25 protein-coding genes are annotated in these 26,467 nt (G+C 54.3%); 13 read left to right on the top strand and 12 right to left on the bottom strand.

Annotation, left to right across the window (positions count from 1 at the left end; all coding sequences use genetic code 11):
* The first annotated feature begins 24 nt into the window (after positions 1-24).
* From liaF to JCR24_RS10140, 3 genes are read left to right on the top strand one after another with little or no spacing between them, the layout of a single operon-like run.
* Positions 25-756, top strand: a complete 732-nt coding sequence (gene liaF / locus JCR24_RS10130) for a cell wall-active antibiotics response protein LiaF (RefSeq protein WP_238980558.1) — start codon at positions 25-27, stop codon at positions 754-756.
* Positions 753-1,787 carry a sensor histidine kinase gene (locus tag JCR24_RS10135; protein ID WP_013146335.1) on the top strand — a complete coding sequence of 345 codons (1,035 nt, stop codon included), beginning with the start codon at positions 753-755 and terminating at the stop codon, positions 1,785-1,787. The genes liaF and JCR24_RS10135 overlap by 4 nt, the downstream gene beginning before the upstream one ends.
* Positions 1,780-2,412, top strand: coding sequence for a response regulator transcription factor (locus JCR24_RS10140; RefSeq protein ID WP_013146334.1), 633 nt, complete (start codon positions 1,780-1,782; stop codon positions 2,410-2,412). The genes JCR24_RS10135 and JCR24_RS10140 overlap by 8 nt, the downstream gene beginning before the upstream one ends.
* Positions 2,413-2,604: 192 nt before the next feature.
* On the opposite strand, the gene JCR24_RS10145 is transcribed toward JCR24_RS10140, so the two are convergent.
* Positions 2,605-3,006: a hypothetical protein gene (locus JCR24_RS10145; protein WP_013522973.1), complete on the bottom strand. Its 402-nt coding sequence runs from the start codon at positions 3,004-3,006 to the stop codon at positions 2,605-2,607.
* A 193-nt stretch (positions 3,007-3,199) separates the two neighbouring features.
* Here JCR24_RS10145 and JCR24_RS10150 point away from each other — a divergent pair, with 193 nt between their 5' ends.
* From JCR24_RS10150 to JCR24_RS10175, 6 genes are all read left to right on the top strand, one after another.
* Complete coding sequence (locus tag JCR24_RS10150) at positions 3,200-4,657, top strand: protein adenylyltransferase SelO (protein WP_238980559.1); 1,458 nt, start codon at positions 3,200-3,202, stop codon at positions 4,655-4,657.
* 335 nt (positions 4,658-4,992) lie between these two features.
* The gene (locus JCR24_RS10155) at positions 4,993-6,699 is read left to right on the top strand and encodes an ABC-ATPase domain-containing protein (protein WP_238980560.1); all 1,707 of its coding nucleotides are present in this window, start codon (positions 4,993-4,995) and stop codon (positions 6,697-6,699) included.
* Positions 6,700-7,130: 431 nt separating this feature from the next.
* Positions 7,131-7,499, top strand: coding sequence for a Na-translocating system protein MpsC family protein (locus JCR24_RS10160; protein ID WP_011229945.1), 369 nt, complete (start codon positions 7,131-7,133; stop codon positions 7,497-7,499).
* A 333-nt stretch (positions 7,500-7,832) separates the two neighbouring features.
* Entirely contained in the window at positions 7,833-9,338 is a 1,506-nt protein-coding gene (locus JCR24_RS10165) for an NADH dehydrogenase subunit 5 (protein WP_238980561.1), read from the top strand.
* Positions 9,331-11,943 carry a DUF2309 domain-containing protein gene (locus JCR24_RS10170; protein WP_238980562.1) on the top strand — a complete coding sequence of 871 codons (2,613 nt, stop codon included), beginning with the start codon at positions 9,331-9,333 and terminating at the stop codon, positions 11,941-11,943. Before JCR24_RS10165 ends, JCR24_RS10170 begins: the two co-directional genes overlap by 8 nt.
* A gap of 151 nt (positions 11,944-12,094) precedes the next feature.
* Positions 12,095-12,412 (top strand): DUF3870 domain-containing protein, encoded by a 318-nt coding sequence (locus JCR24_RS10175; RefSeq protein ID WP_011229948.1) that lies wholly within the window; start codon positions 12,095-12,097, stop codon positions 12,410-12,412.
* Between the two features lie 84 nt (positions 12,413-12,496).
* On the opposite strand, the gene JCR24_RS10180 is transcribed toward JCR24_RS10175, so the two are convergent.
* Positions 12,497-13,696 (bottom strand): acyl-CoA dehydrogenase family protein, encoded by a 1,200-nt coding sequence (locus JCR24_RS10180; protein WP_013146327.1) that lies wholly within the window; start codon positions 13,694-13,696, stop codon positions 12,497-12,499.
* Between the two features lie 107 nt (positions 13,697-13,803).
* Positions 13,804-14,988, bottom strand: coding sequence for a CaiB/BaiF CoA transferase family protein (locus JCR24_RS10185; RefSeq protein WP_020279363.1), 1,185 nt, complete (start codon positions 14,986-14,988; stop codon positions 13,804-13,806).
* Positions 14,989-15,480: 492 nt separating this feature from the next.
* Between JCR24_RS10185 and JCR24_RS10190 the strand changes: the two genes are divergently transcribed.
* The gene (locus JCR24_RS10190; RefSeq protein WP_238980563.1) at positions 15,481-16,311 is read left to right on the top strand and encodes a glycosyltransferase family 8 protein; all 831 of its coding nucleotides are present in this window, start codon (positions 15,481-15,483) and stop codon (positions 16,309-16,311) included.
* Positions 16,312-16,420: 109 nt separating this feature from the next.
* Here JCR24_RS10190 and JCR24_RS10195 read toward each other — a convergent pair whose 3' ends face one another.
* The 4 genes from JCR24_RS10195 to JCR24_RS10210 all read right to left on the bottom strand — a co-directional run bounded on the left by JCR24_RS10195 (position 16,421) and on the right by JCR24_RS10210 (position 18,671).
* Entirely contained in the window at positions 16,421-16,606 is a 186-nt protein-coding gene (locus tag JCR24_RS10195; protein WP_011229952.1) for a YfhD family protein, read from the bottom strand.
* Between the two features lie 89 nt (positions 16,607-16,695).
* Positions 16,696-16,824 (bottom strand): YfhE family protein, encoded by a 129-nt coding sequence (locus JCR24_RS10200; protein ID WP_013146323.1) that lies wholly within the window; start codon positions 16,822-16,824, stop codon positions 16,696-16,698.
* A 130-nt stretch (positions 16,825-16,954) separates the two neighbouring features.
* Positions 16,955-17,509 carry a GNAT family N-acetyltransferase gene (locus tag JCR24_RS10205; RefSeq protein ID WP_011229954.1) on the bottom strand — a complete coding sequence of 185 codons (555 nt, stop codon included), beginning with the start codon at positions 17,507-17,509 and terminating at the stop codon, positions 16,955-16,957.
* A 244-nt stretch (positions 17,510-17,753) separates the two neighbouring features.
* Complete coding sequence (locus tag JCR24_RS10210; protein ID WP_238980564.1) at positions 17,754-18,671, bottom strand: TIGR01777 family oxidoreductase; 918 nt, start codon at positions 18,669-18,671, stop codon at positions 17,754-17,756.
* Positions 18,672-18,764: 93 nt separating this feature from the next.
* On the opposite strand from JCR24_RS10210, the gene recX reads away from it, so the two are divergent.
* Entirely contained in the window at positions 18,765-19,574 is an 810-nt protein-coding gene (recX, locus tag JCR24_RS10215) for a recombination regulator RecX (RefSeq protein WP_238980565.1), read from the top strand.
* Positions 19,575-19,743: 169 nt separating this feature from the next.
* Positions 19,744-20,085 carry a YfhH family protein gene (locus tag JCR24_RS10220; protein ID WP_011229957.1) on the top strand — a complete coding sequence of 114 codons (342 nt, stop codon included), beginning with the start codon at positions 19,744-19,746 and terminating at the stop codon, positions 20,083-20,085.
* A gap of 75 nt (positions 20,086-20,160) precedes the next feature.
* Here JCR24_RS10220 and JCR24_RS10225 read toward each other — a convergent pair whose 3' ends face one another.
* The 5 genes from JCR24_RS10225 to fdhF all read right to left on the bottom strand — a co-directional run bounded on the left by JCR24_RS10225 (position 20,161) and on the right by fdhF (position 25,599).
* Positions 20,161-20,322, bottom strand: coding sequence for a YpzG family protein (locus JCR24_RS10225; RefSeq protein ID WP_011229958.1), 162 nt, complete (start codon positions 20,320-20,322; stop codon positions 20,161-20,163).
* Positions 20,323-20,389: 67 nt separating this feature from the next.
* Entirely contained in the window at positions 20,390-20,551 is a 162-nt protein-coding gene (locus tag JCR24_RS10230) for a small, acid-soluble spore protein K (protein WP_011229959.1), read from the bottom strand.
* 107 nt (positions 20,552-20,658) lie between these two features.
* Positions 20,659-21,642 (bottom strand): metal-dependent hydrolase, encoded by a 984-nt coding sequence (locus JCR24_RS10235; RefSeq protein ID WP_238980566.1) that lies wholly within the window; start codon positions 21,640-21,642, stop codon positions 20,659-20,661.
* Positions 21,643-22,154: 512 nt separating this feature from the next.
* Complete coding sequence (locus tag JCR24_RS10240; RefSeq protein ID WP_011229962.1) at positions 22,155-22,643, bottom strand: helical membrane plugin domain-containing protein; 489 nt, start codon at positions 22,641-22,643, stop codon at positions 22,155-22,157.
* Entirely contained in the window at positions 22,636-25,599 is a 2,964-nt protein-coding gene (gene fdhF / locus JCR24_RS10245) for a formate dehydrogenase subunit alpha (protein WP_238980567.1), read from the bottom strand. Before fdhF ends, JCR24_RS10240 begins: the two co-directional genes overlap by 8 nt.
* A 260-nt stretch (positions 25,600-25,859) precedes the next feature.
* On the opposite strand from fdhF, the gene JCR24_RS10250 reads away from it, so the two are divergent.
* Positions 25,860-26,207 carry a Na-translocating system protein MpsC family protein gene (locus JCR24_RS10250; RefSeq protein ID WP_011229964.1) on the top strand — a complete coding sequence of 116 codons (348 nt, stop codon included), beginning with the start codon at positions 25,860-25,862 and terminating at the stop codon, positions 26,205-26,207.
* Positions 26,208-26,467 lie beyond the last annotated feature (260 nt).

The following is a 26,467-nucleotide window of genomic DNA, read 5'->3' on the forward strand; positions in this document are numbered from 1 at the left end:
TTTGGACAACAGGGGGCTCCCCACATGCTTGATCAACGGAAGAAAACTGACTATGTCAGTTGGGTTGTTTTGGTGACACTGCTCCTTTTTGCAATCGAAATTTCGTTTTTTCGCCCGGGCGTGCTGTTTTCGTTAAGTATATCGGTCTGTTTGATTTATGTTGGAAGGAAAAAATGGCATCGGCGGAAAGGAAAATGGCTGTTTTGGCTTGGCTGCATCATGTTGGCCATTCATGTGTTCACGATGATGGCCGCTCGTTTTGTCATGGTCGCGCTGTTGGGTTATGCCCTTTGGCAATTGTTTCAGTCGAAGCGGCATCCGACGGTGATCCGCCCGACTATGGCTGAGAACTCGTATGGGGGAGAGGAAATCGTGCGCCGTCAACCACTGTTTCAAAATGTATGGGTTGGCCGGCAAGCGACCTCAGAACGGGTGTATGAGTGGAATGATGTCAATATCCAAACGGGGATCGGGGATACGGTCATTGATGTCGGCTATACTGTGCTTCCGAAAGGGGAAGCGGTCATTATCGTGAGAGGGTTGATCGGCAACATTCGAATTCTCGTTCCGTACGAAATTGAAACACGGCTCGTTCATTCCGCCATTTTTGGTGTTGCCTCGCTGTTTGGCAAGGAACAGGAGAAAATGTTCAACGAGACGCTCATTTATCAAACTTCTTCGTATGATCAAGCGGAGCAAAAGCTAAAAATCGTCACCTCGATGATCATTGGCAATGTCGAGGTGACACGCGTATGAGCCGACCGATGCTCGCTTCTGTTTTGCTTGCGCTTGCGCTTGCTGTGGCGTTGCTCATTTCCTTTCTCTATTTCCTTCCGCCTGGAATGTGGTCGTCTTTGTGGGATCAAACTGTGATGGGGTTGCCGTTTTTGTTGTTTGTGTTCGCTGTAAGCCTGTGTATGGGGATTGCTGTTGGACTTATGCTTGATTCCTTCTTTCGCAAGCAATGGCAAGCGGTTGTGCAGGCGCTTCGGCACATTGAACAAGGAGAGATGGGGGAGTTGCATCGGGAAGAGCCGCCGCCGGAACTGCAAGAGCTTTGGCGGCAAATCGTGAAGCTGCAAACGCAATGGCTCGAGCAAACGAAACGCGTTCAAAAATTGGCGGCGGAAAAGGCCGAACAGGAAGAGCGGCTCGTTGAACGCATTCTTTCCGAAGAACGCACGCGGCTGGCGCGGGAACTGCATGATTCCGTAAGCCAACAATTGTTCGCCGCTTCGATGATGATGTCAGCCGTCATGGAAACGATGCCGCCCGATGATGAACGCCATCGGAAGCAACTGAAAATGGTCGAACAAATGATTCACCAGTCGCAATTGGAAATGCGGGCGCTGCTTCTGCACTTGCGGCCGGTGCATCTGAAAGGAAAATCGCTCCAAGAAGGGATGAACGAACTGCTTACTGAACTGGCGGGTAAAGTGCCGCTCGAGATGAAATGGAAAATCGAAGACATTTCGCTGGATAAAGGAGTCGAGGACCATCTGTTCCGCATTTTGCAAGAGTCGCTTTCCAACACGCTGCGCCATGCGAAAGCGAAGTCGTTGGAAGTATTGCTCATCGAACGGGACGGGTTTGCCATTTTGCGCGTCACCGACGATGGCGTTGGCTTTGATGTGGAACGTTCGAAAAGCGGCTCGTACGGGTTGCAGCACATGTATGAGCGGGCGGCGGAAATCGGTGGGATGTTGAAAATTGTCAGCTTAAAAGGTCAAGGAACGAGGTTGGAAGTGAAAGTGCCGCTTTTGCACAGGGGGGATGACCGTGATTAAGGTGCTGCTTGTCGATGATCATGAAATGGTGCGGCTTGGCGTGTCGGCGTATTTATCCGCCCAACCAGATATGGAGGTGATTGGCGAGGCGGAAGATGGTAAAAAAGGGGTGGAGCTCGCCCTCCAGTTGCGTCCGGATGTCATTTTAATGGACCTCGTGATGGAACCGATGGACGGCATTGCCGCGACGCGCGAAATCATCGGCGCGTGGCCGGAGGCGAAAATCATTGTCGTGACGAGTTTTTTGGATGATGAAAACGTGTTTGCCGCGCTTGAAGCAGGGGCGACGAGCTATTTATTGAAAACATCGAAAGCGAGCGAAATTGCCGACGCCATTCGCGCCACGTTCCACGGGCAATCGGTGTTCGAACCGGAAGTGGCCGGAAAAGTGATGCGAAACTATCGGAAACAAGAAGAGCGCCTGCCGCATGAGCAGCTCACGAGCCGGGAGATGGAAGTGCTTTTGTTGATGGCGCAAGGGAAAACGAATCAAGAAATGGCCGATGAATTGTTCATTTCACTTAAAACGGTGAAAGTGCATGTAAGCAACATCCTCGCCAAACTTGGCGTCCAAGACCGGACGCAAGCGGTTATTTATGCGTTTCGGCATGGATTGGTGAAATGAAGAGTGTGTGAGTAGCACAAGCGCTATGCATTGAGAGTATGCTATGTCGAACGCGATTCATTTTTTGATAGGGAGTAGGTGTTCTGTGAACACCAAAACCGCTCCGTTTCATCAAGATGAACATGGAAGATGAAACGGAAGCGGTTTTTGACGTGCGGTGGACAGGGAAAATGGCTGGCTAACTGAGAGGGGTTACGCTTGCTTGGTCAGTTGGCGAAGTTTTCGGTCGTGGTGGAGCACTTTTGTTGTCAACACTTCGACCGAGGCTTGAGTATCTGTTAATTCTTCTTCAAGGTGGTCGATTCGTTCGTTCAGTTGTCTGTTCATCTGTTGCATTTCCTCACGAAGGGAGTCGATTTTGGCCTCAAGCCGAGTCTCAACAGCACGGATTTCTGCTCGGAGCTGTTGTCCCATTTCCTGCATCTCACTGCGGAGTCGTTGCTCCATTGTTTGCATTTCATGGTGAAGTCGCTGTTCCATCGTTTGCATTTCATGATGCAGTCGTTGCTCCATTTCCTGCATTTTCGAGCTAATTTTGTCAGAATGCTGTTCGAGCGCTTGAAGCACCGCTTGAATGATTGTTTTCTCTTCCACTTTTTCTCACCTCCTCACAGGTATTATACAAAGAAACGGGGCGAGAAAGAAAGAGAAAATATGGTGGTTTTCGTCGAACGTTGACGGTTCGGTTTTTGGTTTAGGATCGCGCGTTTTCGGTTTATCATGCCGCCCGCTTTGCCGTACAATAAACTCATATAAAAAGGCTGTTTTGGCCGCAAAGGAGATGACGATGTTGGACGCAGGATGGAAGTTCGACAACAGTTATGCAAGGCTGCCGGAGCGCTTTTTCAGCAACGTCCTCCCCACGCCGGTGCGCGCGCCGAAGCTTGCGGTGTTGAATCGTTCGCTGGCCGCAGAGCTTGGGCTGAATGAGGAAGCGTTGCGAAGTGAAGATGGGGTGGTCGTTTTAGCTGGAAACAAAATTCCAGACGGAGCTGAGCCGCTGGCGCAGGCGTATGCGGGGCATCAGTTCGGTTATTTTACGATGCTTGGCGACGGACGGGCGGTGCTGCTTGGCGAGCACGTCACCCCAAGCGGCGAGCGGGTGGACATCCAGCTGAAAGGCTCGGGCCGGACGCCGTATTCGCGCGGCGGTGATGGGCGGGCGGCGCTTGGGCCGATGCTGAGGGAGTACATTGTGAGCGAGGCGATGCACGCGCTTGGCATCCCGACAACGCGAAGTCTTGCGGTCGTCACCACGGGAGAGACGATTATGCGCGAAACGGAATTGCCTGGGGCGGTGTTGACCCGTGTCGCCTCGAGCCATCTGCGCGTCGGGACGTTTCAATACGCGGCGCAATGGGGGACGATAGAGGAGTTGCGCGCTCTGGCCGATTATGCGCTCTGGCGCCATTTTCCTGGCTTTGAGGAAGCTGAGAACCGCTATTTGTTTTTGCTTGAACAAGTGATCGAACGCCAAGCGGAACTGATCGCGAAATGGCAGCTTGTCGGCTTTGTCCACGGGGTGATGAACACGGACAATATGACGATCAGCGGGGAAACGATCGACTATGGGCCGTGCGCGTTTATGGACACATACAGCCTGGAGACGGTGTTCAGTTCGATTGATACGGAAGGGCGGTATGCGTACGGAAACCAGCCGTACATCGGGGGCTGGAATTTGGCAAGGTTTGCGGAAAGCTTGTTGCCGTTGCTTGATGAGAATGAAGAAAAAGCGATCGCGCTTGCCCAAGGGGCGCTTGACCACTATCCGAAGCAATACCACGACCATTGGCTTAGCGGGATGCGGGCGAAGCTCGGCCTTGCCGAGGAGCAGGAAGGGGATCAGAAGCTGATTGCGGATTTATTGCGGCTGATGGAGGCGCACCGCGCTGATTATACGAACACGTTCCGGGCGTTGACGTTAGGCGAATATACGGGGATGGCGCTGTTTGATTCCGCTGAGTTCCGAGAGTGGCATGAGCGCTGGCAGACAAGGCTCAGCCAAGAATCGGTGTCAAGAGAGGAAGCGTATGAACGGATGCGCCGCCATAATCCGGCTGTGATTCCACGCAACCACCGGGTTGAAGAGGCGTTGGCCGCCGCGGTCCATGACGGCGACTACAGCGTGATGGAGCGTTTCCTTGAAGCGCTGTCTGATCCGTACGCCTATTCGCCGGAGCAAGAGAAATACGCGGAACTGCCTCCGCCGTCCGACCGCCCGTACCGGACGTTTTGCGGGACGTAATGGTGATGGCGTTTTCGTTTAGCGGCAAAGGAGAAACGAATCACCTTTTGCATCGTCTAATTTGGATAGAGATGAAAGATCGTTAAGCAGCAGGCGGCTCGCCCTAAGAATAGGCGGGCCGCTGTTTTTGCTGGTGATGGATGAAGAGGATGGGTTTGCGGTACAATCAAAATGGTGCATAGGGGTCGTTTTAGAACAAAGGCAAGGACTGAACATTGCTATGGAAGTGTCACGCAGAATCCATTAGGCATGGCTGGGCATTCTTGGAGTTGGATCCAATTCTGAAAGGTGTCTGTTAGAAGTAGGAGTCAAGGGAAAAAGAAAGGGATGGTTGGATGGAAACACTGAGACAACGGCTGCGGTCGATCGACCAAAAAGGCTATAAGGCATATAAAGCGATCGAAGGTACGTATCGGTTCCCAACGTTTACGCTTGCAATTGACCATGTGCAAGGCGATCCGTTTGCCGAACCGTCCAAGGTGCGGGTGATCGTGCCGCGGGCGAAAACGGCGCTGGCAGCGGAGTGGACCGATACGAAACCGCGCCGCACTCGCTGTGAGGATTTGCTTTTGCGCCGCGTCCACCGCGAATTGCGGCAATGGCCGCTGCGGGCGCGCGGGTCGGGAAAAAGTGGACTCGTCTTGATTGATGCGCCGGGGCAAAAAGTGCTCGAGCGGACGGCGGTGCAAGTGGCTGACGAGACGATTACGGTTTGTTTATCGGTCGGTTTGCCGGCGAATGGACGGCGCATTTTGGCGAAAGAAGCCGAGGTCATCTTTTTCGAGCAAATTCCATCCGTCATTGAGCGAGCGGTGTACGGCCTTCGGGAAGAAGACATCCGCCCGGCGGTGGAGCTGGCCGATCAGCAGCACGCCATTCGCCGTTATTTGCGCGAGCATGGTTTGGTGGCGTTTGTCAAAAACGGCGCGATTTTGCCGCGGGAGAGCGGAGTGAGCGACAAGCCGCTGCAATGCGAGGCCGTACCGTTTCAAAGCCCGCCAGAGCTGGAGATCGCGATCCCGATCCCGCACTGCACCGAGCCGGTGAAAGGCATGGGCATCCGAAAAGGCATTACGCTTATTGTCGGCGGCGGGTATCACGGCAAATCGACGCTGCTTCAGGCGTTAGAGCACGGCGTGTATGACCATATCGCCGGCGACGGGCGGGAGTTTGTCATCACCGACAGCGGGGCGGTGAAAATTCGCGCCGAAGACGGCCGGAGCGTCGCCAGTGTTGACATTTCGCCGCTCATTGGCGCGTTGCCGTACGGCAAAGAGACAACGCAGTTTTCGACGGAAAACGCGAGCGGCAGCACCTCACAGGCCGCGAGCATGATCGAAATGATTGAAGCGGGGGCATCGGCGTTTTTGATTGACGAAGATACAAGCGCAACGAACTTGCTCATCCGCGATGGACGCATGCAGGCGCTCGTGGCGAAAGAAGCCGAACCAATCACGCCGTATATCGACAAGGCGCGTCAACTATTTCGCGATTACGGCATTTCGACGGTTCTTGTCGTCGGCGGGTTGGGGGATTACTTGGATATCGCTGATTGCGTGATCAAAATGGAGCAGTACGTCCCGTTTGATGTGACCGGAGAGGCGAAGCGGATCGCTGCAGAGATGCCGTCGGGACGGAAAGCGGAAGGCGGAGAGTCGTTCGGCCGCATTCGCGAGCGCATTCCCCTGCCCGAAAGTTTGAACAGCCAAAAAGGAAAAAAAGCAAAAGCCGTCGCGCGCGGACGGCACGTTATTCAGTACGGGCAAACCGATCTATTGCTTTATGCGCTTGAGCAGCTGGTCGATGACAGCCAGACTCGGGCGATTGCCGCGGCGCTGCTGTATATGGAACGAAAAGGATGGCTCGACGGGAAGAAAACCATCCGCCAACTACTTGATGCGATCGAAGAACAATGGGACCGTCAAGGGCTAGGCTCAGTTTCGTTCCGAAAAGGGAATCCGGGTGAACTTGCTCGCCCGCGCCGCTTCGAGCTGGCGGCGGCGCTGAACCGGCTGCGGTCGCTCCGGTGTATCCAGCAGTAGCCAGCTTGGAAAGGAGAAAGCCGGTTTGCTTTTTCTTGGCGACGTTTCCGTGCAGGTTGGATTACGGGGTTATTGGGGAGGAGGAATGGCTTGGTTTTTGTTTTTCCCAGCTGCAACAAAAAATAGGGCCGCAGGATGTGAGGCAAGGGCGTTTGTTTTCCCTGCTGGCCAACGGAACAACGGACGCTCTTGTTTCAACAGGGGCGGCCGTGTGCCGGTATCGACCCAGGCGCGATCGGTGCGGGGCCGCTGCTCTTGTTCCAATAGACGATGCCTCATGCCTCAGGCAAAACGCGAATGAATCCGCTTTCTGTCGGCGCCTTGCCCATTTTGCTCTAGCGCTATCCACCAATTACGGCTATAATAATGTTTATCAGTGCAACGTGGCGGATGGCGGCGGGAAGCCGCGGGTTGGTTAGGGGGATCAGGGCATGAACAAGTCAAAAGGTTGGATGGAATCGGAAATCAGCAAAGCGTTGACGAAATGGGAAAAAGATTTTCTCGGCCGCGGCTCGGTGTCGGTGAAAACCGATATTTTGCGTGATATGATTATCGTTTCCCTGCATGGCATCTTGACACCTGCTGAGTACGCTCTTTGTGAATCGAAGGAAGGGATGCTGGCGGTGAAACGGTCGCGGACGAGTTTGGTGGAATCGGGCGTCGATGATTTGAAGAAGATGATTTTGGAAATCACGGGTGAAAAAGTAAAAAGCTTTCATACCGATTTAAGCACCCGAACGGGTGAGCGGATTATTGTCTTTAAGCTGTTCAACGATTTGGAGAAACAGTTGACAAAATAAATTTTTCCATGACAAATCAACAAAGTTATTGTATAATTGAAACAACTTTTGTATAGTAAGTATAGAATAAAATAGTGGACGATGCTGTCGGGAGCCCTTCAAAAAACCTACGTGGGCTTAGGTTCGTTGAAGGGAAACCGACCGTCGCCTGCCGCGCGACAACGAACGGGAGATCTTCAAACAATTGAGCGATGATTGGTTGAAGGTAAACCGGCTATGGGCAATCGATAGGCAATGGAACGGCCTTTTTCGGCCGTTTTGCCTGATTGACATAGCCGGTTTTTTCTTTTTTCTCTCGAACGATGTGCAAGCAGATGAGGGGAGGAGATGGCAATGGGGAACGAATGGTTCGCATGGGGATGGCTGGCGGCGATTGCGGTCGTTTTCCTGAGTGCGATCGTGTGGCTGTTTCCGCGTGTGTCGGAACGATATGTGCATGTGCACGTTTGGCTGTTGCTGTTGCCGGGGGCGGCGGCGCTATTCGGATGGATCGGCGCCGGCGGCGCGGTCGACATCGGCCCGTGGCGGTTTGATGCGACGAGCTGGCTGTCCGCCGTTTATATTTCGCTTCTCAGCTGGGCGATTCAACGGTTTGCGGTTCGCTATTTGCACGGCGACCGCCGCTATCGGCTGTATTTCTCGCTCTTGACATGGACGTCATTTGCCGCTTCGCTCACGTGGGCGGCCGGCGACTTGCGGTTGATCGCAGTGTGCTGGGGGCTGCCGCTTGTGGGGCTTGTGGCGTTGATCGCGTTGAAAAAAGAATGGGAGCCGGCTCAGTTCGTTGCCTGGCAGATGGGCATGCTGTTTTTGGCAAGTTGGATTGCTGTGGCCCTCACCGCTGTTTGGCTTGGGGCGAGAGTCGGTGAATGGACGCTCGTCTCGGCGTTGTCGGCGGAACGTTTAGCTCGTCTCGCTCTATGGGAAAGGGCGGTGATGAGCGGATTGCTCATGTTGGCTGCCGTCATTCCAGCTGGGCAATGGCCGTTTCATCGCTGGCTGATGGAATCAGCCGTGACGCCGACGCCGGTGTCAGCGGTGATGCATGCCGGTCTTGTCAACGCTGGGGGGCTCTTGCTTTGGCGCTTTTCTCCGCTTTTTCACGAAACGTGGGCGCATGTGGCGCTGTTTCTGATCGCTTTTGCCTCGATTTTGATTGGCACGGGCGTTAGCTTTGTTCATGTTGACTACAAGCGCCAGCTCGTCGGTTCGACGATGGCGCAAATGGGCGTCATGCTTGTGCAATGCGCCCTGGGCGCTTACGGGGCCGCAGTAGTGCATTTAGTGTTGCACGGGTTGTTTAAAGCGACGCTCTTTTTGCAGTCCGGGTCCGTCGTGCCGCGAGTCGGTCGGGCAGGATTGCGAAAAACAGGCAGTTCGCGGCCGGGCGGCATCATCCTCGGCGTGCTGTTTGGGTGGGCCTTTTGGCAGGCGGCTCCGCACGAACCGGCCCGGCTGTTGAGCGCGCTTTTGCTTGCGGCCTCGGCAACGGTTGCCTGGGGACGGCTTACGGATTTTCGCGAAGGCCGTTGGCTGGGCTTTGCGGTTGTCGTTGCTTTGGCGTTGGCGTCCGAAACGGTGCGCCATCAATTTATGGCGCTGCTTCATAACGGGATGTCGTCCGCTTTTTTGCCGCCCGCTTCGTTCGAATGGCTTGTCTGCGCTCTGTTTGTTGCCGCGGCGCTGGTTGCTGTATGGATCGCGAACCGGCGCAGTTCCATGCTTGCCATTCGCCTGTACATGTGGTTTGTTCATCTTGGTGAACCGCGTCCGGCGGCGACCGAAGCACACCCGCGTTATTTGGCGTCCTATCTAAAGGAGGGGATGGCTCATGAGTAGAAGCGTCATATCACTTGAACGGTCAACGGAGGCAAAAAAAGCAGCCGCTTGTCCGCTCGAGGCGATCGTCAGCGAAGCGGCGAAGGTGATCGCTCCGCTTTGGCCGATTTCTGCGTTTATCGCCCGCCATCCGTGGATGGGGATGGAAGACAAGTCGTTTGTCGACGCGGCTGACCGGCTGCAAGAAGCTTACGGCATCGACTTGTATCCGCCAATGGCCGTTTTTCATGCGGCGCTATCCAAAGGGGAGATTGACGTTTCCTTCATCGAGCGGCGTCTGCAACGATGGTTGGATGACGAGCCGCTTCCTGCGCCGCGCCATGAAGCGGAACGGCTATGCCGCGCCCTCCTTTGGAACGATGCGGTGCCCGAAGAAGCGCTTCAGATGCCGAAACTGATCGAGTTGGCCGCCGCTATGCCGCTGCGCTCTGTTTCCATCCGCACGCGGTCTGTGCGCCTTGGTTTGGAAAAGCGGTTGGATCAACAAATGATCAAATGGTGCAAGCTGTTTTACGATCGGGGAGAGGCGGTGTGGGCGCTGCCGCACCGTGAACACGGCTTTTACGGGTCTTGGCGTCGTTTGGCGCCTCTTGATCCGTCCTTGTCCAAGGAGGAGCGGAAACGGCTTTTCGATTGGCCTCACCATCCAGAGGAGGCGCTGCAACGGGCGCTTGAGCAGCTCGGGGTGCAGGATGAGGAAGCCGTGGCCTATTTAGAAGCGCATTTATTAGCTCTGCCCGGCTGGGCGGGGATGATGGTCTGGCAATCGCGCCGTGCAGGTGACGAAATCGGCGGGCTGATCAACTACTTGGCCGTTCGTTTGTCGCTGGAGTGGGTGTTCACAGCGCCCCATCTGCCGCTGAAGGAGGAAGAAAACGAAGACGATCGTGCGGTTGGGCCGCTGTTGGCCGCCTGGATCCACTGGGGCGGCACGACGCTGGACGACTGGCGGCGCCTTCCGCTCGAAGACCGCCAAGCTCGTCTGGTGTTCGCCGATCGGTTCTGGCGGATTGGCCGCCGCCATCTTTGGCTTGAGGCGTGGGAAGATACGTATGAAGCGAAGCTGAAAGAAGCGGTTCTCACCCGTCAACCTGAGGAGCCAAAAGAGCAGGCGGCAGCGCAGCTATTGTTTTGCATTGATGTGCGCTCCGAGCCGTTCCGCCGTCATGTAGAGGCGGTCGGCCCGTTTGAAACGTACGGTTGCGCTGGCTTTTTCGGCTTGCCGATCCAAACGCGCGTGCTTGACAGCGATGACGCCCATCCGTCTTGCCCGGCGATTGTGGCGCCGCGGCATGAAATCAACGAAACCGCTTCTCCCGAAACGGCGGCGCCGTACCGCCGGCGGCGCGATCTGTTCCGCTTTGTCGGCCGGACGTTTAAAAAAATCAAGCAGCATCTGCTGGCTGGTTTGCTGCTTCCGGAAATGAGCGGCCCTTGGCTTGGTTTGCATACGATCGCCCGCAGCGCAGCGCCGGCTTGGGCTGGGCAAGTCATTCATCAGGCGGAAATGTCGGCGCAACAAAAACCGAAGACGACGCTGTCGCTTGATTGCCAAGGGCATGACGAAACGACTGGGCTGCCGATCGGGTTGACAAAAGAAGAGCAAGTGCAATACGTAAAACAGCTTCTCGTGAACATCGGCCTGACGTCTTCATTTGCCCCGCTTGTCGTCGTCTGCGGCCATGAGAGCGAGACGACAAATAACCCGTATGCGTCCGCGCTCGATTGCGGGGCGTGCGGCGGCGCGGCTGGGGCGTTCAACGCCCGCGTATTCGCCGCGTTGGCCAACTTGCCGCACGTGCGGGATGGATTGGCGAAAGAGGGAATCGTCATCCCGGATGAGACAGTGTTCGTCGCCGCTGAACATATCACGACCGTTGACGAGTTGCGTTGGGTGGAAGTGCCGCCGTTGTCCGAAGCGGCTGAGGCGGCGTTTCGACAGCTGAAACAGGCGCTTGCCGGCGTCAGCCGCCAAGCCAATGCTGAGCGGATGGCGAAGCTGCCGCATGTCGGCGCCATGCCGCGCGATCCGGTTGCCGAAGCCCGACGCCGCGCCGTCGACTGGAGTGAAATTCGTCCGGAGTGGGGATTGGCGGGGAACGCCGCTTTCCTGATTGGGCGGCGGGCGTTGACAAAGGGCGTTCATTTAGACGGCCGGGTGTTTTTGCACAGCTACGATTGGCGCGAAGATCCGACCGGTGAGGCGCTGGCCGGCATCATCGCTGGGCCGGCCACGGTTGGGCAGTGGATCAACTTGCAATATTATGCTTCGACAGTGGCACCGAATTACTATGGAAGCGGCGACAAAACGACCCAGACGGTGACCGGCGGCATCGGCGTCATGCAAGGGAACGGAAGCGACTTGCTAGCCGGCTTGCCGTGGCAGTCCGTCGCCGCATCTGACCGTGAGTGGTTCCACTCTCCGCTTCGGTTGCTCGTCATCATTGAAGCGCCGTCTTCCTATATCAAGCGGTTGCTCGATGAAAACAGCGAATTTCGGCGCAAAGTCCAAAACGGCTGGCTCCGTCTCGCCTCGATTGACCCAGACAGCGGGGCGTGGGTGAACTGGGAGGCAGGCCGTCTTGCGTCGGTACAGCAGCGCTAAAAAGAAACGATATGCCGCTTGCCGGGTTTGTCTGGCCGGCGGCTTTTTTTCGTTGACTGCCAAACGAGGCAGGGAAAATGGATGCACGCCGCGAAATAAGATAGCAGCTGGTATAACAGCAACAGGAAAGACGAGGAAAGAGGGAAAGCGGATGAAAACGCAGTTTATCGCCGGTCATGCGCGGCTGCCGGCCGGAATGGCGGCGAAAAGCCTTTACGATACGCTGACGATCACAGCGGAAATTGATAAAAAATACGGGGTGATCGTGGAGGCATCATGCACACTGGCTACTGAACATGGGCGCGATTACGTGGCCCGCCTGCTTCGCGGCCATTCGCTGCGCGATGGCATCGACGGTCTGCTCGCCGAGCTTGACGAAGGGTATTTAGGGAAAGCCCATTCTGCTCTGTGCGCGGCGCTAAAAGATTTGTACAAACAATATTGCAAAATGGAGGAGAAAGAGCCATAAGCCGCTGCCCCTCATCGGTTGATGGGGGGCAGCGGCGTTTTGGTGCGGGTCAGCGGCTTGGCCGCCCATGATTTCGTTGGTGATTCAGTTTTCAGCCGGCCGCCATGCCGGCAGCGTTTTGCGCAACGGTTTGTCTTGGCGGTAACCGAGCACATATTCGGCCTGCATGATCGTATGAATTTCCCGTGTTCCTTCGTAAATGACCGGCGCTTTCGAATTGCGCAAGTAGCGCTCGACCGGATATTCGTTCGAATAGCCGTAGGCGCCGTGGATTTGCACGGCATCGTCGGCCGCCTGGTTCGCGTAGTCGCAGGCGATCCATTTGGCGAGCGATGTTTCCCGCGTGCAACGGCGGCCTTCGTTTTTGAGAAAGCCGACTTTGTACACGAGCAGGCGGCTGATTTGCAAACCAGCTTCCATGCGGGCGATCATTTGCTGGACGAGCTGATGGCGGCCGATTTCTTTGCCGAATGTTTTTCGTTCGTGGCAGTATTTAACGCTCGCCTCAAGACATGCCATAATGAGGCCGACCGCGCCGGCGGCGACGGTGAACCGGCCGTTGTCAAGCGCTGACATGGCGATTTTGAATCCTTCGCCTTCTTCCCCGAGCAAGTTTTCTTTCGGGACGCGGACGTTGTCGAAAAACAGCTCGCCAGTGTTTCCGGAACGAATGCCAAGTTTCCCTTTAATCGGGCGCGACGAAAAGCCGGGCATCGTCCGTTCGACGATAAAGGCGGAAATGCCGCGGTGCTTTTTCGATTTGTCCGTATAGGCGAACACAAGGAAGTGGTCAGCGATGTCAGCGAGGGAAATCCATGTTTTTTGTCCGTTTAAAATATAGTCATCTCCGTCGCGGACGGCTGTCGTCTGGATGGAAGCGACGTCTGAGCCGGCATTCGGTTCGGTCAGGCCGAATGCGCCGATTTTTTCCCCGCGCGCTTGTGGGACGAGATATTTTTGCTTTTGTTCTTCAGTTCCCCACTGAAGGAGCGTCAAACTGTTCAGCCCGGTGTGAACCGATACGGCGGTGCGAAACGCCGTATCGCCGCGTTCGAGCTCTTCGCAGACGATGGCAAGCGAGTTGTAATCCATGCCCATGCCGCCATATGTTTCGGGAATGCAGACGCCCATTAAATTGAGCTCAGCGAGCCGCTTGAAAATGTTGCGGTCAAATTCGCCGCGCTCATCCCATTCTTTGATATAAGGCATAATTTCTTTATCGACGAATTTGCGCACCGTTTGCCGCAGCATTTCTTGTTCGGGTGTAAAGTCGAAGTTCATCATCGTTTCCATCCCCCTATGCAACTGTTTGTTTTTCATGGTTTTCGTGTCAACGTTCGTTTCCCTTGTTTCAGCGGGCGCTGAAGCGGTTGAGGAGAACAACGGTTTATTCATTGGTTTTTGTCGTACGGACCGTTTTCAGCGGCCGGTTTGCCTTGCCATCCAGCTTCGACCTCGCCGTTATGCTCGCCGGCCAGCGGGGGCGGCAGCCGATAAGACACCGCCGTGTCAGACAGTTTCAGTGGGCTGGCGACAAGCGTTAACGGACCGACGATTGGATGGTGCACCGTGACTGTCATCTTGCGCGCCGCCGTTTGCGGATGGCGGAACAGTTCATCGAGCGTCTGCACCGGTCCGCATGGAATGCCTTTCTCGGCGAGAAGGCGCTGCCACTCGGCCCGCGTCCGCCGCTTGATTTCCTCGTTCAGCCGCCGGTTCAGCTCTTCGCGATGGGCGACTCGGCCGGGATTGGTTTGAAAGCGCGGATCGGTTCCAAGCGAGTGATCGGACAACAACGAGCAAAGCGCTTGAAATTGTCGGTCATTGCCGACGGCGATGACGATCGGACCGTCGCTTGCCATGTACGTTGAGTATGGCACGATGTTCGGGTGTTCATTGCCGAGCGGTTTCGGGACGTCGCCGGATAACAAATAATTGGCGGCGACATTGACAAGCGCACTCACGGCGCAGTCAAACAGTGCGAGATCAATTTTTTGCCCGCGCCCCGTTTTCTCGCGGGCCAAAAGCGCCGCTTCGATCGCGATGGCGGCATACAGGCCGGTGAACACATCCGTGACGGCGACGCCGACTTTGAGCGGGCCGGTGTCCGCAGTGCCGTTAATGCTCATCCAGCCGCTCATTGCCTGAATGATATAGTCGTAGCCGGCTAATGGAGCGAGCGGTCCTGTCTCGCCAAACCCGGTGATGGAGCAGTAGATGAGACGTGGGTTGAGGCGTGACAACGATTCATAGCCGAGTTCCCACTGTTCCATCGTTCCGGTCTTAAAATTGTGAATGAGGACATCAGCTGTTTCGGCGAGGCGGCGAATCGTCTCTTGTCCTTCTGCCGATTTTAAATTGACGGTGATGCTTCGTTTGTTTCGATTGACGGCGGTATAGTAAGCGCTCATGCCGTTTTGGAACGGCGGCCCCCAAAACCGGGTGTCATCCGACCCCCCGGGCGCTTCGACTTTGATGACATCAGCGCCTAAATCGCCTAAAATCATCGTCGCATACGGACCAGCCAACACGCGCGATAAGTCGAGCACGCGCACGCCATCGAGCGCTCCTGGCATCGATTTCCCTCCTTTCTGTTTACATGCAAAAAGCCGGTTCCTATACAGCGTGCAAGATAGGAACCGGCTTGAACGGACTGAGAAGGCATTCCGGCGCGGAGATGCCGTCAGGCCGCACAGTTCTTTTTGTGGTCGATGCATAAAAGCTGCCAACGCTGCCTGTCAGGCAACGGGGCTATCGGACAGATGGCAGGGGCCGTCCGGTCTGCACAAGCGGCCAAGCTGGCAGGAGACGGCTTATACGTTTATTATAGTGATTTGTTTGATAATTGTAAATAGTCGAATAAGAAATTCGCCAGCGAAAGCCGGCTGGCGAGGGGAGTAAGGCACATTGCCGCGTTGCTGGCATAGGCCCTTTTCAATGTAAAGGAATGACAAGAAATCGTCGCCCGGTCGGACAATTTGGCATGAAAAGGGCGCAACATTCACCTAAATTTCTATATAATTGTAGAGAAAGGGGAATCGATGACGCAAAAAAGGAAGTGATGGTGCATGTTTCAAGTGTTAGTCACGACAGACGCCAATTATCTTCCGCCGTTGAGAGTCTTGATGCATTCGCTGTTTTGCAACAACCGGCGCACGTTTAGGTTTTACTTGCTTTACTCGCGCATTGCCGAGGAAGAGATTCAGGCGCTTGGCGAGTTTGTTCGCCGGCAGGGGCATGAGCTGGTGCCGATTTACGTTGATCCGCAACTGTTTCATGATGCGCCTGTTTTCCGCCACTATACGGTGGAGATGTATTACCGTCTGGCGGCGCATTTGTTTTTGCCGCCAGACGTCGACCGTGTCTTGTACCTTGATCCGGATATTGTGGCGATCAACCCGATGGATGAGCTGTATGACATGGATTTTGAAGGGAACTTGTTCATTGCGGCTGAGCATACCCATTCGACGAAGGTGGCAAACTTGTTCAACAAGTTGCGGTTAAAAACGCCGAACGCGAAAGGGTATTTCAACACGGGTGTGATGATGATGAACATTGCGATGATGCGCGAACACGTGCGGCTTGCGGACATTTACCAGTTCATTCGCGACAACCGGTTCAAGCTTGTTCTTCCTGACCAAGACGTCTTGAACGGGTTGTACTGGGACAAAATTAAACCGGTCGACTGCTACCGCTACAACTACGACGCGCGCTATTATGACTTTTTGCAGCTTTTGCCCAACCCGAAACACGATTTAGCTTGGATTGAGGAAAACACCGTTTTTATCCATTATTGCGGCAAGGAAAAACCGTGGAAAGACCATTACAAAGGGGAGTTGGGGCGGTTTTATAAACGGTACAGCCAAGTGTTGGAGCTCGAGGGCGAGGCGACGGTGTAGCGTGGCTTGAGAGACGCGTTGAACAAAGAAAGTCTCTCACTCCAAGCAAAGCGAAGTGGAAGCGGTTCACAGGAAAAAGGCGCCCCATCAAAGCGGGCGCCATGTTCGATTACTGTTTGCGCTCTTGCCGGCGGATGCCGGCTGCCGCAGCGCGTGCCTGTGCTTCAAGGTCTTCATGGTCGGCAAATTCTGCCGAGTATTCCACATCGATGCCGTCAGATTTCAGCTGTTTCGGCACTTGCGGCAAAGTCGCCTTGTTTTTGTCGCGTGTTCGTTGTCCGCGAGAACGGCCCATCATCCATGCCCCCTATAGAGAAGTGTGAATCGTACGATTCAATCATTAGGATGGCATGGACGGCGCCAGCGTATAAATAGCAATCGTTTCTAGTGGCGCGCCTTTTTGGCCGTATAGCCGCCCGCTTGGTCCGCCATTTTAAAATCGCGGGCATAGCTTACTTCTTGGGCGCTTGTCAGCGTATGCTTCGCTTTTTCGCGTTTTCGTTTTTCCGCCATCGCTTGTTCCCTCGCTTTGCATCAATATTCCTTTAGTTCCATTTTGCGCAAAACCAGCCGTTTTTATGCGTAAAAAAGAGGATGTCCGTTTGGACAGCCTCTTTTTGCATCAGATGCGCTCTCCCGCGGCTTATGCCTCTTTGCGCTGTTCTTCATTGTGGGCAAAGGAAGGATGGCGCATTGTATAGAGCGTGTAGTTGTCTTTTGTAATTTCGTACAAATTGTATACATCCGCGCCGATTTGCTCGAGCAACGCCCGCCGCGTTTCATTGGCCGGCGTGACGTACGGCAGTTTTTCCGCCGCTTTGATCGAGCGGACGTTGACTTTGCGAATGCGCAAAAACACGGTTTCGATCGACAGCTCATAAAACAGCTCATGGAAAAACGCTTCTTTGGCGCGCCGATTGTAACCGAGCCCGTGATACGGCTTGCCGAGCCACGTGCCTAAAAAGCCGGCGCCATCTTGGATATCAAAGAGGCTGATTGTGCCGATCGGGTTTCCCCATTCGTCTAAAATCGTGCGCGAAATCAATTCGCCACGTTCTTCCGCCTCCATGAGCTGTTTTGTCATGAATAAAAACTCTTCGTACGAGCTGGCTTTTTGGCGCACGAAAGGGAAGACGTCCGGATGCACCATCAGCTCGTACAGCGCATGGCAATCTTGCAGCTCGCGTTTTTTCAACATGGCCAATCCCTCCTTTGGATGCCGAGGGCAGCCTCCCAGCGGGAACCCACCCTCGAAATTTTTTTATTAAAACTTCATTAAAAAAATTTCGGGGTGGGAATCGAACCCACTAGGACCAGCGCGAGCGCTGGTGACGCACCATTTGCCTTCCCCTTGTTCCTGTCCGTATGCGATTATGACGACAACTAGCCTAAGGTCTCCTTTATCATACACGATCGGAGGCAAAAAGGGAATTGTTTTTTTGTTAATTTTTTTTGGATATTTTTTGTCGGTCATGGGGCAAAAGCAAATCGGTGAGACAGCCTTCCAACGTTGGAAACGAAAAGCGGAAGCCGGCTTGCAATAGCTTCTTTGGGATGACGCGCTGCCCTTCGGTGACAAGCATGCTCATTTCGCCAAGGAGAAGACGAAGCGCCCAAGCGGGAATCGGAAGCCAATGCGGACGGCCAAGAAGGCGGGAGAGCATGCGGCCGAACTCATCCATTTGCACTGGATAGGGTGCGGTGAAATTGATCGGGCCGGACAATTCCTCGTGTTCGATGATATACGAGGCCGCGCGCACGACGTCTTCAAGATGAATCCACGATAGCCATTGCCGTCCGCTGCCGATTGGACCGCCGACAAACAGCCGGTACGGCTTGATCATCATCGGCAAGGCGCCGCCATGTCGGGCAAACACGACGCCAAAGCGAGCGTAGACGGTGCGGATGCCAAGCTGCTCAATCGGACGGGCCGATGCTTCCCATGCTTGGACGGTCTGGGCTAGAAAGTCGCCGCCGTAATCGGTCGTTTGCTCGGTAAATGTTGCGGAGTCCGAAGTGCCGTAAATGCCGATGGCGCTGGCGTTGATAAACAACGACGGGGGGCGGGACAGTGAATCGATGTAGCGGCCCATCGCTTCGGTGGATCGAAGGCGGCTGTCAAGGATGATCTCTTTTTGCTTCGCCGTCCAACGTTTTCGATTGAGCGGCTCCCCGGCTAAATTAATGGCGACATCGACAACTTCAGGCTTTCGGTGGTTGTCGAAGGAAAGGTAATGAATGCTGCCTTCGGAAGGTTTGGGAGAGCGGGTGAAAATGTAGATCTCATGTCCTTGCTTGGAAAAATGGCGGGCGAGCGCCTGGCCGATCAGCCCAGTGCCGCCGTTGATGGCGATGCGCATCTTGATTCCCCTTCCATTGGTTTATATTATGACTTCGCTTTTGGTGTCAGAAGTTCCTGCTTATGATACGATAAAAGATAAGGGGGACAAACAATGGGAACGATTGCCGACATTGTCGCAACCGAACAAAATGCTGAACGATTTTGGATTGTCGTGCACCGTGACGGCGCACCGTCGTTGAGATTGACAGTTGATCAAGATGTATTGCTTCAATTCCGCTTGAAAAAAGGGATGGAGATCAGCGACGACCTGCTTCAACATATTGTGTATGCCGATGAGGTGAAAAAGGCGTATCAACAGGCGCTTTACTTTTTGGCGCACCGGATGCGTTCGGAGCATGAGGTCGCCGCACACTTGCGAAAAAAAGGCGCTCCGGATTCGGTGATTGATGAAGTGCTCAAAAAACTTCGTGCCGAGCGGTATGTCGATGACGAGGCGTTTGCGGCGGCTTATGTGCGCACGCAAAAAAAGACGGCGGCGAAAGGGCCGCTTCTCATCCGTGCCGAACTGGAACGGCTCGGTGTTCCGGGCCGCTTGATCGAGCAGAGTTTGGCGGAGTATACGTTGGATGAACAGGTGGCCATCGCCCGCTCGCTTTACGAAAAAGCGAAAAAACAGCGCCGGGCTGAATCGGCTCGCGCGTTTTTGGAACGGGTGCGGCAGCAGCTGATGCGCAAAGGGTTTCCGCATGAGGTGATTGCCGCCGTTTTGGCGGATGGCGGCGCTCATACTGAACAAGAAGAACGGGAGGCGCTCAGTGTTCAGGCGGAGAAAGCGCACCGCCGTTATGCGCACCACCCGCGGCCGCTTTATGAGCAAAAGATGCGCCAAGCCCTGTACCGAAAAGGATTCGCACTTGACTTGATCAATGAATGGCTGCGCATGCACGGTAATGACGAGTGATCTCGAATGAAAGGATTTGAAAAAATTAGGGGATATTATCAGTTTTGTCGTTGAATGTTGATCACAAAATCGTTCCAGTTCCATAAATCAAGAGATGTTCTGAGCCTTTTGCCGAGTTCCATGTGGATGAAAACGATCCATCCGGAATGCTCAAAAAGGAGGCTTGCCTATGATCAAAGGAGAACAAAAACGGTACAGCGAAATGACGAAAGAAGAACTGCAACAAGAAATCGCCATGTTGACGGAAAAGGCACGCAAGGCGGAGCAGATGGGGATGGTGAACGAATACGCCGTCTACGAGCGGAAAATCGCCATGGCGAAGGCGTATATGCTTAATCCAGCTGATTTTCATCCTGGGGAGATTTATGAAATTGAAGGGGCGCCCGGAGAGTATTTTAAAGTGCGCTATTTAAAAGGAGTGTTTGCCTGGGGATGGCGGTTGAAAGGAAACGGAGAGGAGGAGGCGTTGCCGATTTCACTGCTTCGTAAACCGAATTTGCCTCAATCATGACGGGCGGGACAAGTTCACAGTCGGACGGAAAGAGAGCCTAAAAACCTAGGGAGGGTGTCTCCCTAGGTTGTTCCGCTACGACTGCTTGCGCGTCTGCCGCTCTAAAATGATGAGGTCAAGCGTTTGCTGCGTTTCGCCGTTCACTTGCGAGTGGGCGTGTTTTGGATTGGCCCACGGCTGCTGAAACGGGTTCGAATAAAAGTTGTCATAAAATTTTTTGTGCCGATGGTGACCCATGATTGTTCACCTCGCTGCGGAATGTGCCGGGGGAGTGCGGCGAACGATGCCGTGCTCCCCCTTCATGTTAAAAGAAATCGCTTCGTTCGCCGGAGGCGCGCATCCGTTCTTGCGGGTGGGTGTTGGTCGTGCCGTCGGCCCGCTTCGAGGCGTACTCGGCCTTGGCGCGCGGTTCGCCTTCGAGCTTGTTGTTGTTTTGGTTCGGGAAGTTGTGCGCTTTGTTCCGCACGGCACATTCCCTCCTTAACGGCGTGCTCGTGTTGGATGGCCAACACGTATTTTTATTATGGGACACCCTGTAGCGCTTATGTGTGGCAATGATTGGGGCGGAGCCCATCAGCCGTTTGGAGCAAGTTCGAGCTTTTTGCGCAGTTTGCCTTCGCTGAAAATCCAGCCGGTGTATGAGCTGACAATATTGAGATCGCGGTCGAGCTGGACGACAGCGACAAACGGGTAATACCCTTTGCTTCGATAGCGTAAATCAGTAAAGCGCACTTCATAGTAATCATCGTATTCGTTCATTTCCCAACGGTAAACCGGGGAAAAAGATAAGAAAGCGGCGATATTTTCGTCGCGTTTGGCGGCGTTCATCACCGGATGGTCGGGAAGCGCACGCTTTTGGAAGCGGTCAAGGATGATGAGCTCGCCGCGTTTGACGCGGGCGACGTAAAATTCGTCGCAGGTTGAAATGGCTAAATGCCATTCGCGCGGCCGCCATGTCGGTACGGTGATGATCTCGGTCACCCCGGCGATCGAGGCGTGCACGAGCCGTTTGATGTTGGCCTGCTGGCGGAAGCGAAGCCCATAATACGCAGCGATAAGCACGTAGACGACAAGAAACGTATAACCGGGATGGGCGCCGAGAAACAAGCCGCCGACGCCAACCAAATGAAGCCCAAAAATGACCGGATCAAACGTATGAATCACGCCAAGGGCGATCCATTTTTTTGTAAACGGGCGCAACGCCTGGGTTCCGTAAGAGTTAAAAATGTCAACAAATACGTGCAAGGCGACGGCAACAAACGTCCAAATCCAAACGCGAAGCCAATCCGTTTTCGGATAGATGGCGGCCATCACGCTGACGATGAGCAGCGGCCAAAGAACGACGGCGGGAATCGAATGGGTGATGCCGCGATGGTTGCGAATATATTGGGCATTGTTGCGCAATTTGAAAATCGTGTCGATATCCGGCGCTTGCGAGCCAGCGAGCGCGCCGATCAACACAGCGTTGGATAAGAGCGGATCGTGGGCGATCGCAGGGTCAAGTGAAGCAAGACTGCCGAGCGCCACCCCCATCAAAACATGTGTGCCTGTATCCAACGTGAAGGCGCCTCCTTCTTGCAGCATCGTTGCATGTTCGAATGGAAACTGTCTGTTGTCTCTCGGCCGGAGCACATCTTTCTTTTTCATGCAACTATTAGTATGCCCCACCTTGTGTTCAGCCAATAACCGTTTGAGGCATTGGCCGAAAGGAGGCGAGAGACAAACAAGGTTATGGCTAGTGTATCATAGGGCAACAATCGTTGGCGAGAGGCGGAACGACCAATTTCACAAAGATTCAAAAAAGGAAACGATTGATAGACAGTGGAGTGAGAAAAAGAAACAGGAAGCAAGCCGTTCGTCAGACGAAAAGGGAAGCGCTTCAACCAAAAACGAAAAGCGCCCCGCATGAGGCGGGACGTTTTGTTGATCATCTCGAACCGAGAAGCTCCCCACTTCAACGTCTATATAGGTGTAAGTGGGGAGCATTCCATTCTGATGGAAGATCGGTTCACCATCCGTTCTTTTGGCGGCTCATTGGTCAACTGTCCTTTTCTCTGCCAGCCGATCGATTAGCCGTCATTTCTGAACCGTTTGCCGATCGCTTTGAGAGCGGACAGGAAAAAGCGGATCGCGCGGTTGATGTCCGGGTCATTGAGCGCTTTAAGCAAATCAAACAACCCGATTTTTTTTGTTTCGGCGGAGTTTTGTTCGTACGCCTCCAGCGCGCCGGCGGCGATGTGCTCAAGCAGTTTCGCCGTTTTCTCCGGATCAAGTGAAGCAACAAGGCCAGCTATGGCGAACGCATGGTTGATCATCGTTGTCACCGGTTTTTGGTTGAGCTGGCCGACGACGATTTTCGCCACGTCTTCCCGCGCTTTTAACAAGGCGTTGGCCGCTTCGAGCAGGCCGCTTTCATGGAGCTGCTCGATGAACGCCAAGAGCTCGCGAACTGCCTCTTCACTGTCGCCGACAGCGGCTTTTAGCTTGGCCAGCGCTTCAGTTCGTTTTTCTTCCTCCGTCATTTGGCGCTTTTGAATGGTGGTAATCGGCTTAGCCACCGATCGTCACCCCCTTGTTTTCCTCGGTGAGCGGCACGTAGTCGCTTCGCCGCCACTTCCGCTCCACCTCGACGCCGTTTTGCGGATGCCGCTTTTTAAAGCGCGGATTTGTGCGCGGCAGCGGCGTCTTGCCGGACCGTTCAATGACTTCCATGCGCACTCGGGCTTGTTTGTAAGCCGGCGTGTTCGTGCGATGGTCGGTTTGCGGGCCGGTCAGCATGTTAATGGCGCTCTCATTGGCTGTGGAGTGCATCGGCAAGAACAGTTCATTGCCTCTGACTCGATCGGTGACGAGCACGCGCACTTTGACGCGGCCGTACGGCGAGATGAGCCGAACGAGCGCCCCATCTTCAATGCCGCGTTCTTTGGCGAGTTCAGGGGATACTTCGACAAACACTTCTGGGAATTTATGCTCGATGCCTTTGGATTTGTACGTCAAGTTTCCTTCATGGAAATGTTCGAGCAATCGGCCGTTGTTCACAAGCAAATCGTACTCTTCCGGATATTGCACCGGTTCGACCCAATCGGCTAACGCAAAGCGGGCTTTGCCGTCCGGGAAGTTGAACCGCTCTTTGTACAACAGCGGCGTATCAGCGCCATCATAGCTGCCCCAGCAAAGGCTGTTCCAGCCCTCGAGCCGGTCGTAATGCGCTTGTGAGTACAGTGGAGCGAGGCTGGCGATTTCATCCATGATTTCTTTCGGACCGGCGTAATGCCAATCGGCGCCAAGCCGCTTCGCGATTTCTTGAATGATCCACCAGTCTGGCTTGGAGTCGCCAAGAGGCTCCAGCGCTTGGTAAAACCGTTGGATGCGGCGCTCCGTATTGGTGAACGTTCCTTCTTTTTCCAAGCTTGGCGCGGCCGGCAGGATGACATCCGCAAATTGCGCCGTTTTTGACAAGAAAATGTCTTGAACGACAACAAAGTCAAGCTTTGCCAACGTCTCTTGCACATGGTTGGCGTTGCAGTCGACAAGCGCCATATCTTCGCCGATGATATACATCGCTTTCAGCTCGCCGCGCTCGGCCGCTTCGAGCATTTGGATGTTGTCAAGGCCTGGTTTCGCATCGATGCGGACGCCGTACGCTTTTTCAAACTTCGCTCGCGCCTCATCATCGGTGACATGTTGGTAGCCAGGCAGCCAGGCAGGAAGCGAACCCATGTCGCAGGCGCCTTGGACGTTGTTATGGCCGCGCAATGGGAACGCGCCCGCCCCCGGACGACCGTAGTTGCCGGTTGCCAAAAGCAAGTTGGAAATCGCCGCCGATGTATCGCTGCCGCCCGTGTTTTGCGTGACCCCCATGCCCCAGAGGACGCACGTGCCGTCTGCTTCGTGGATCATCTCGGCGATGCGGATGAGGTCGGCTTTGGCGACGCCGGTGACTTGTTCGGCATAATCAAGTGTATATTTTTCCAGCAATTGTTTAAACTCTTCAAAGAAATGAACGCGCTCGCGAATGAATGCCTCATCGTGCCAGCCTTGGTCGATGATGTATTTTGTCACGGCCATCAGCCATACTTGGTCGGTGCCTTGTTTCGGGCGGATGAACAGGTCAGCCCGCTCGGCCATTTCATTTCGGCGCAAGTCCGCAACAATGAGTTTTTGGCCAAACAGTTTATGCGCCCGTTTGACGCGGGTGGCGATGACCGGATGCCCTTCCGCTGGGTTGGCGCCGATGATGATGACAAGGCCGGCTGAAGCGATGTCATGAATCGTGCCGGAATCGCCGCCCATGCCGACCGTGCGGAACAGGCCGTCCGTCGCCGGCGACTGGCAGTAGCGCGAACAGTTGTCGACATTGTTCGTTTCAAATACTTGCCGTGCGAGCTTTTGCATTAAATAGTTTTCTTCGTTGGAAATTTTTGACGATGAAATAAAACCGATGGCGTTGCCGCCGTATTGCCGCTTGATCGCCCCGAGCTTTTCCGCGACCAAGTCGAGTGCTTCGTCCCATGTCGACTCGACGAATACGTCGCCTTTGCGAATGAGCGGTTTCGTTAGGCGCTCTTCGCTGTTGACGAAATCCCAGCCGAATTTTCCTTTGACGCATGTGGAAATGGCGTTGACCGGCGCTTCGGATACCGGCTGGACTTTTAAAATTTTCCGCCCTTTCGTCCACACTTCAAACGAACAGCCGACGCCACAGAACGTGCAAACCGTTTTCGTCTTTTTGATCCGTTGTTCGCGCATGGCTGCCTCGATTTCAGAAATGGCGAAAATGCTCGTATAGTTTGGCTCGACTTCCTTGACAAAATCGATCATCGGGTTGAGGACGTCTTTGTCCAAGCCGGTGAGAAAGCCCGCTTCGCCAAGCATCGATTTTTCCATTAACGCGTTGCACGGACAGACAGTGACGCAATGCCCGCAGCTGACGCACGACGATTCGTTGATCGGCACCCCACCGTCCCAAACGACGCGCGGCCGTTCCGCTTCCCAATCGATCGAAAGCGTTTCGTTCACTTGCAAGTTTTGGCAGGCCTCGACGCATTGCCCGCAGGCGATGCATTGATTCGGGTCGTAGCGGTAGAACGGATGCGACATGTCCACCTCGGACGGGTCGACTTTCGGCCGGTACGGATATGTTTGATGTTCAATTTGCATCATTTCCGCCGTGTTGTGCAGCTTGCAGTTGCCGTTGTTGTTGTCGCACACCGTACAGTACAAGAGATGATTTTCCAACAGGCGGTCCATCGCTTCTTTTTGCGCTGCCTTTGCCCGCGGCGAGCCGAGTTCGACGACCATGCCGTCCTCAACCGGTGTCGCACAGGCACGAAGCAGCGTTCCATTGACTTCAGCGATGCACGTGTCGCATGTCTGAATGGCGCCAAGCTCCGGCGTATAACAAACTTGCGGATGCGGAAGACCGTGTTCATTGACGACTTCCAAAATCGTCATCCCGGGCTTGGCGCGGTAGGCACGCCCGTTGATGGTTACCGTCACCATTTGCGCTTCCATCGTCGCTCCCCCTTTGTTAAAATAAAAAACTCCACCAGCGACGAGACGAATGCTTCATCGTGGTGGAGTAGTTCTTTAGCATCACGATACTAAACAACCAATCCAAACTTTTTATATTTAGTAGAAAAATAACAAGGCCGCTTCTTGCCTTATTATTTTTCCACTATGTATACATTTGCTATATTTATTATAGTACGGCGAAAGGAAGAACACAACGGATGGGCCGGAAGTTTTTCTGCTGACTGCAAGGAGGGGTGAGAATGTCTAAAAAAGAAGCCGCTTTCAACGATATTGTGCGCAAAGTGCGCAAACAACTGTTTGGGAAAGGGCCGGAGCGGATCAAAACGTATTTCGTCGACAATTTGGCAATTACGATTTTGCACGGCAATTTGACGCCGACGGAAAAATTTATCGCTCGCACCCCGGAAGGCCGAGAGATGGTGCACGCGGCGAGAACGAAAATGATTCAAGACGTGTACGCCCAACATGTGCCGGACGGCATGGAAGAGCTCATCGGTTCGAAGCTTCTTTATTTGTTCAGCGACATTAAAGTGGAAGAAGATATGGCCGTATCGGTGTTCGTGTTTGAAAAACCGATTGAATTGTGACCATTTTGTGAACAGAAACAATTGTTTTTCGTTACTGTTCGTGGTATGCTTATGAATAGTTAGCACGATGAAAATAGTAGAAGCCTTGCCGGCTAAACGGTTTCGCCGCTTGGCAGGCAGGTTTCGGAAACGGATGTGCGTTGGTTTCGCTGCAGAAGTGCTGGGCGCAAACTACCGCCGCTTTTCGCTGACAGGGGCGAGTTTGTCCTCTTGTCCGGAAGGCGGCGGTTTTATTTTGCATGGAAAGGGGGAATGGCAAG

This window comes from Geobacillus sp. YHL, assembly GCF_022341265.1.
Classification (GTDB): Bacteria; Bacillota; Bacilli; order Bacillales; family Anoxybacillaceae; genus Geobacillus; species Geobacillus thermoleovorans.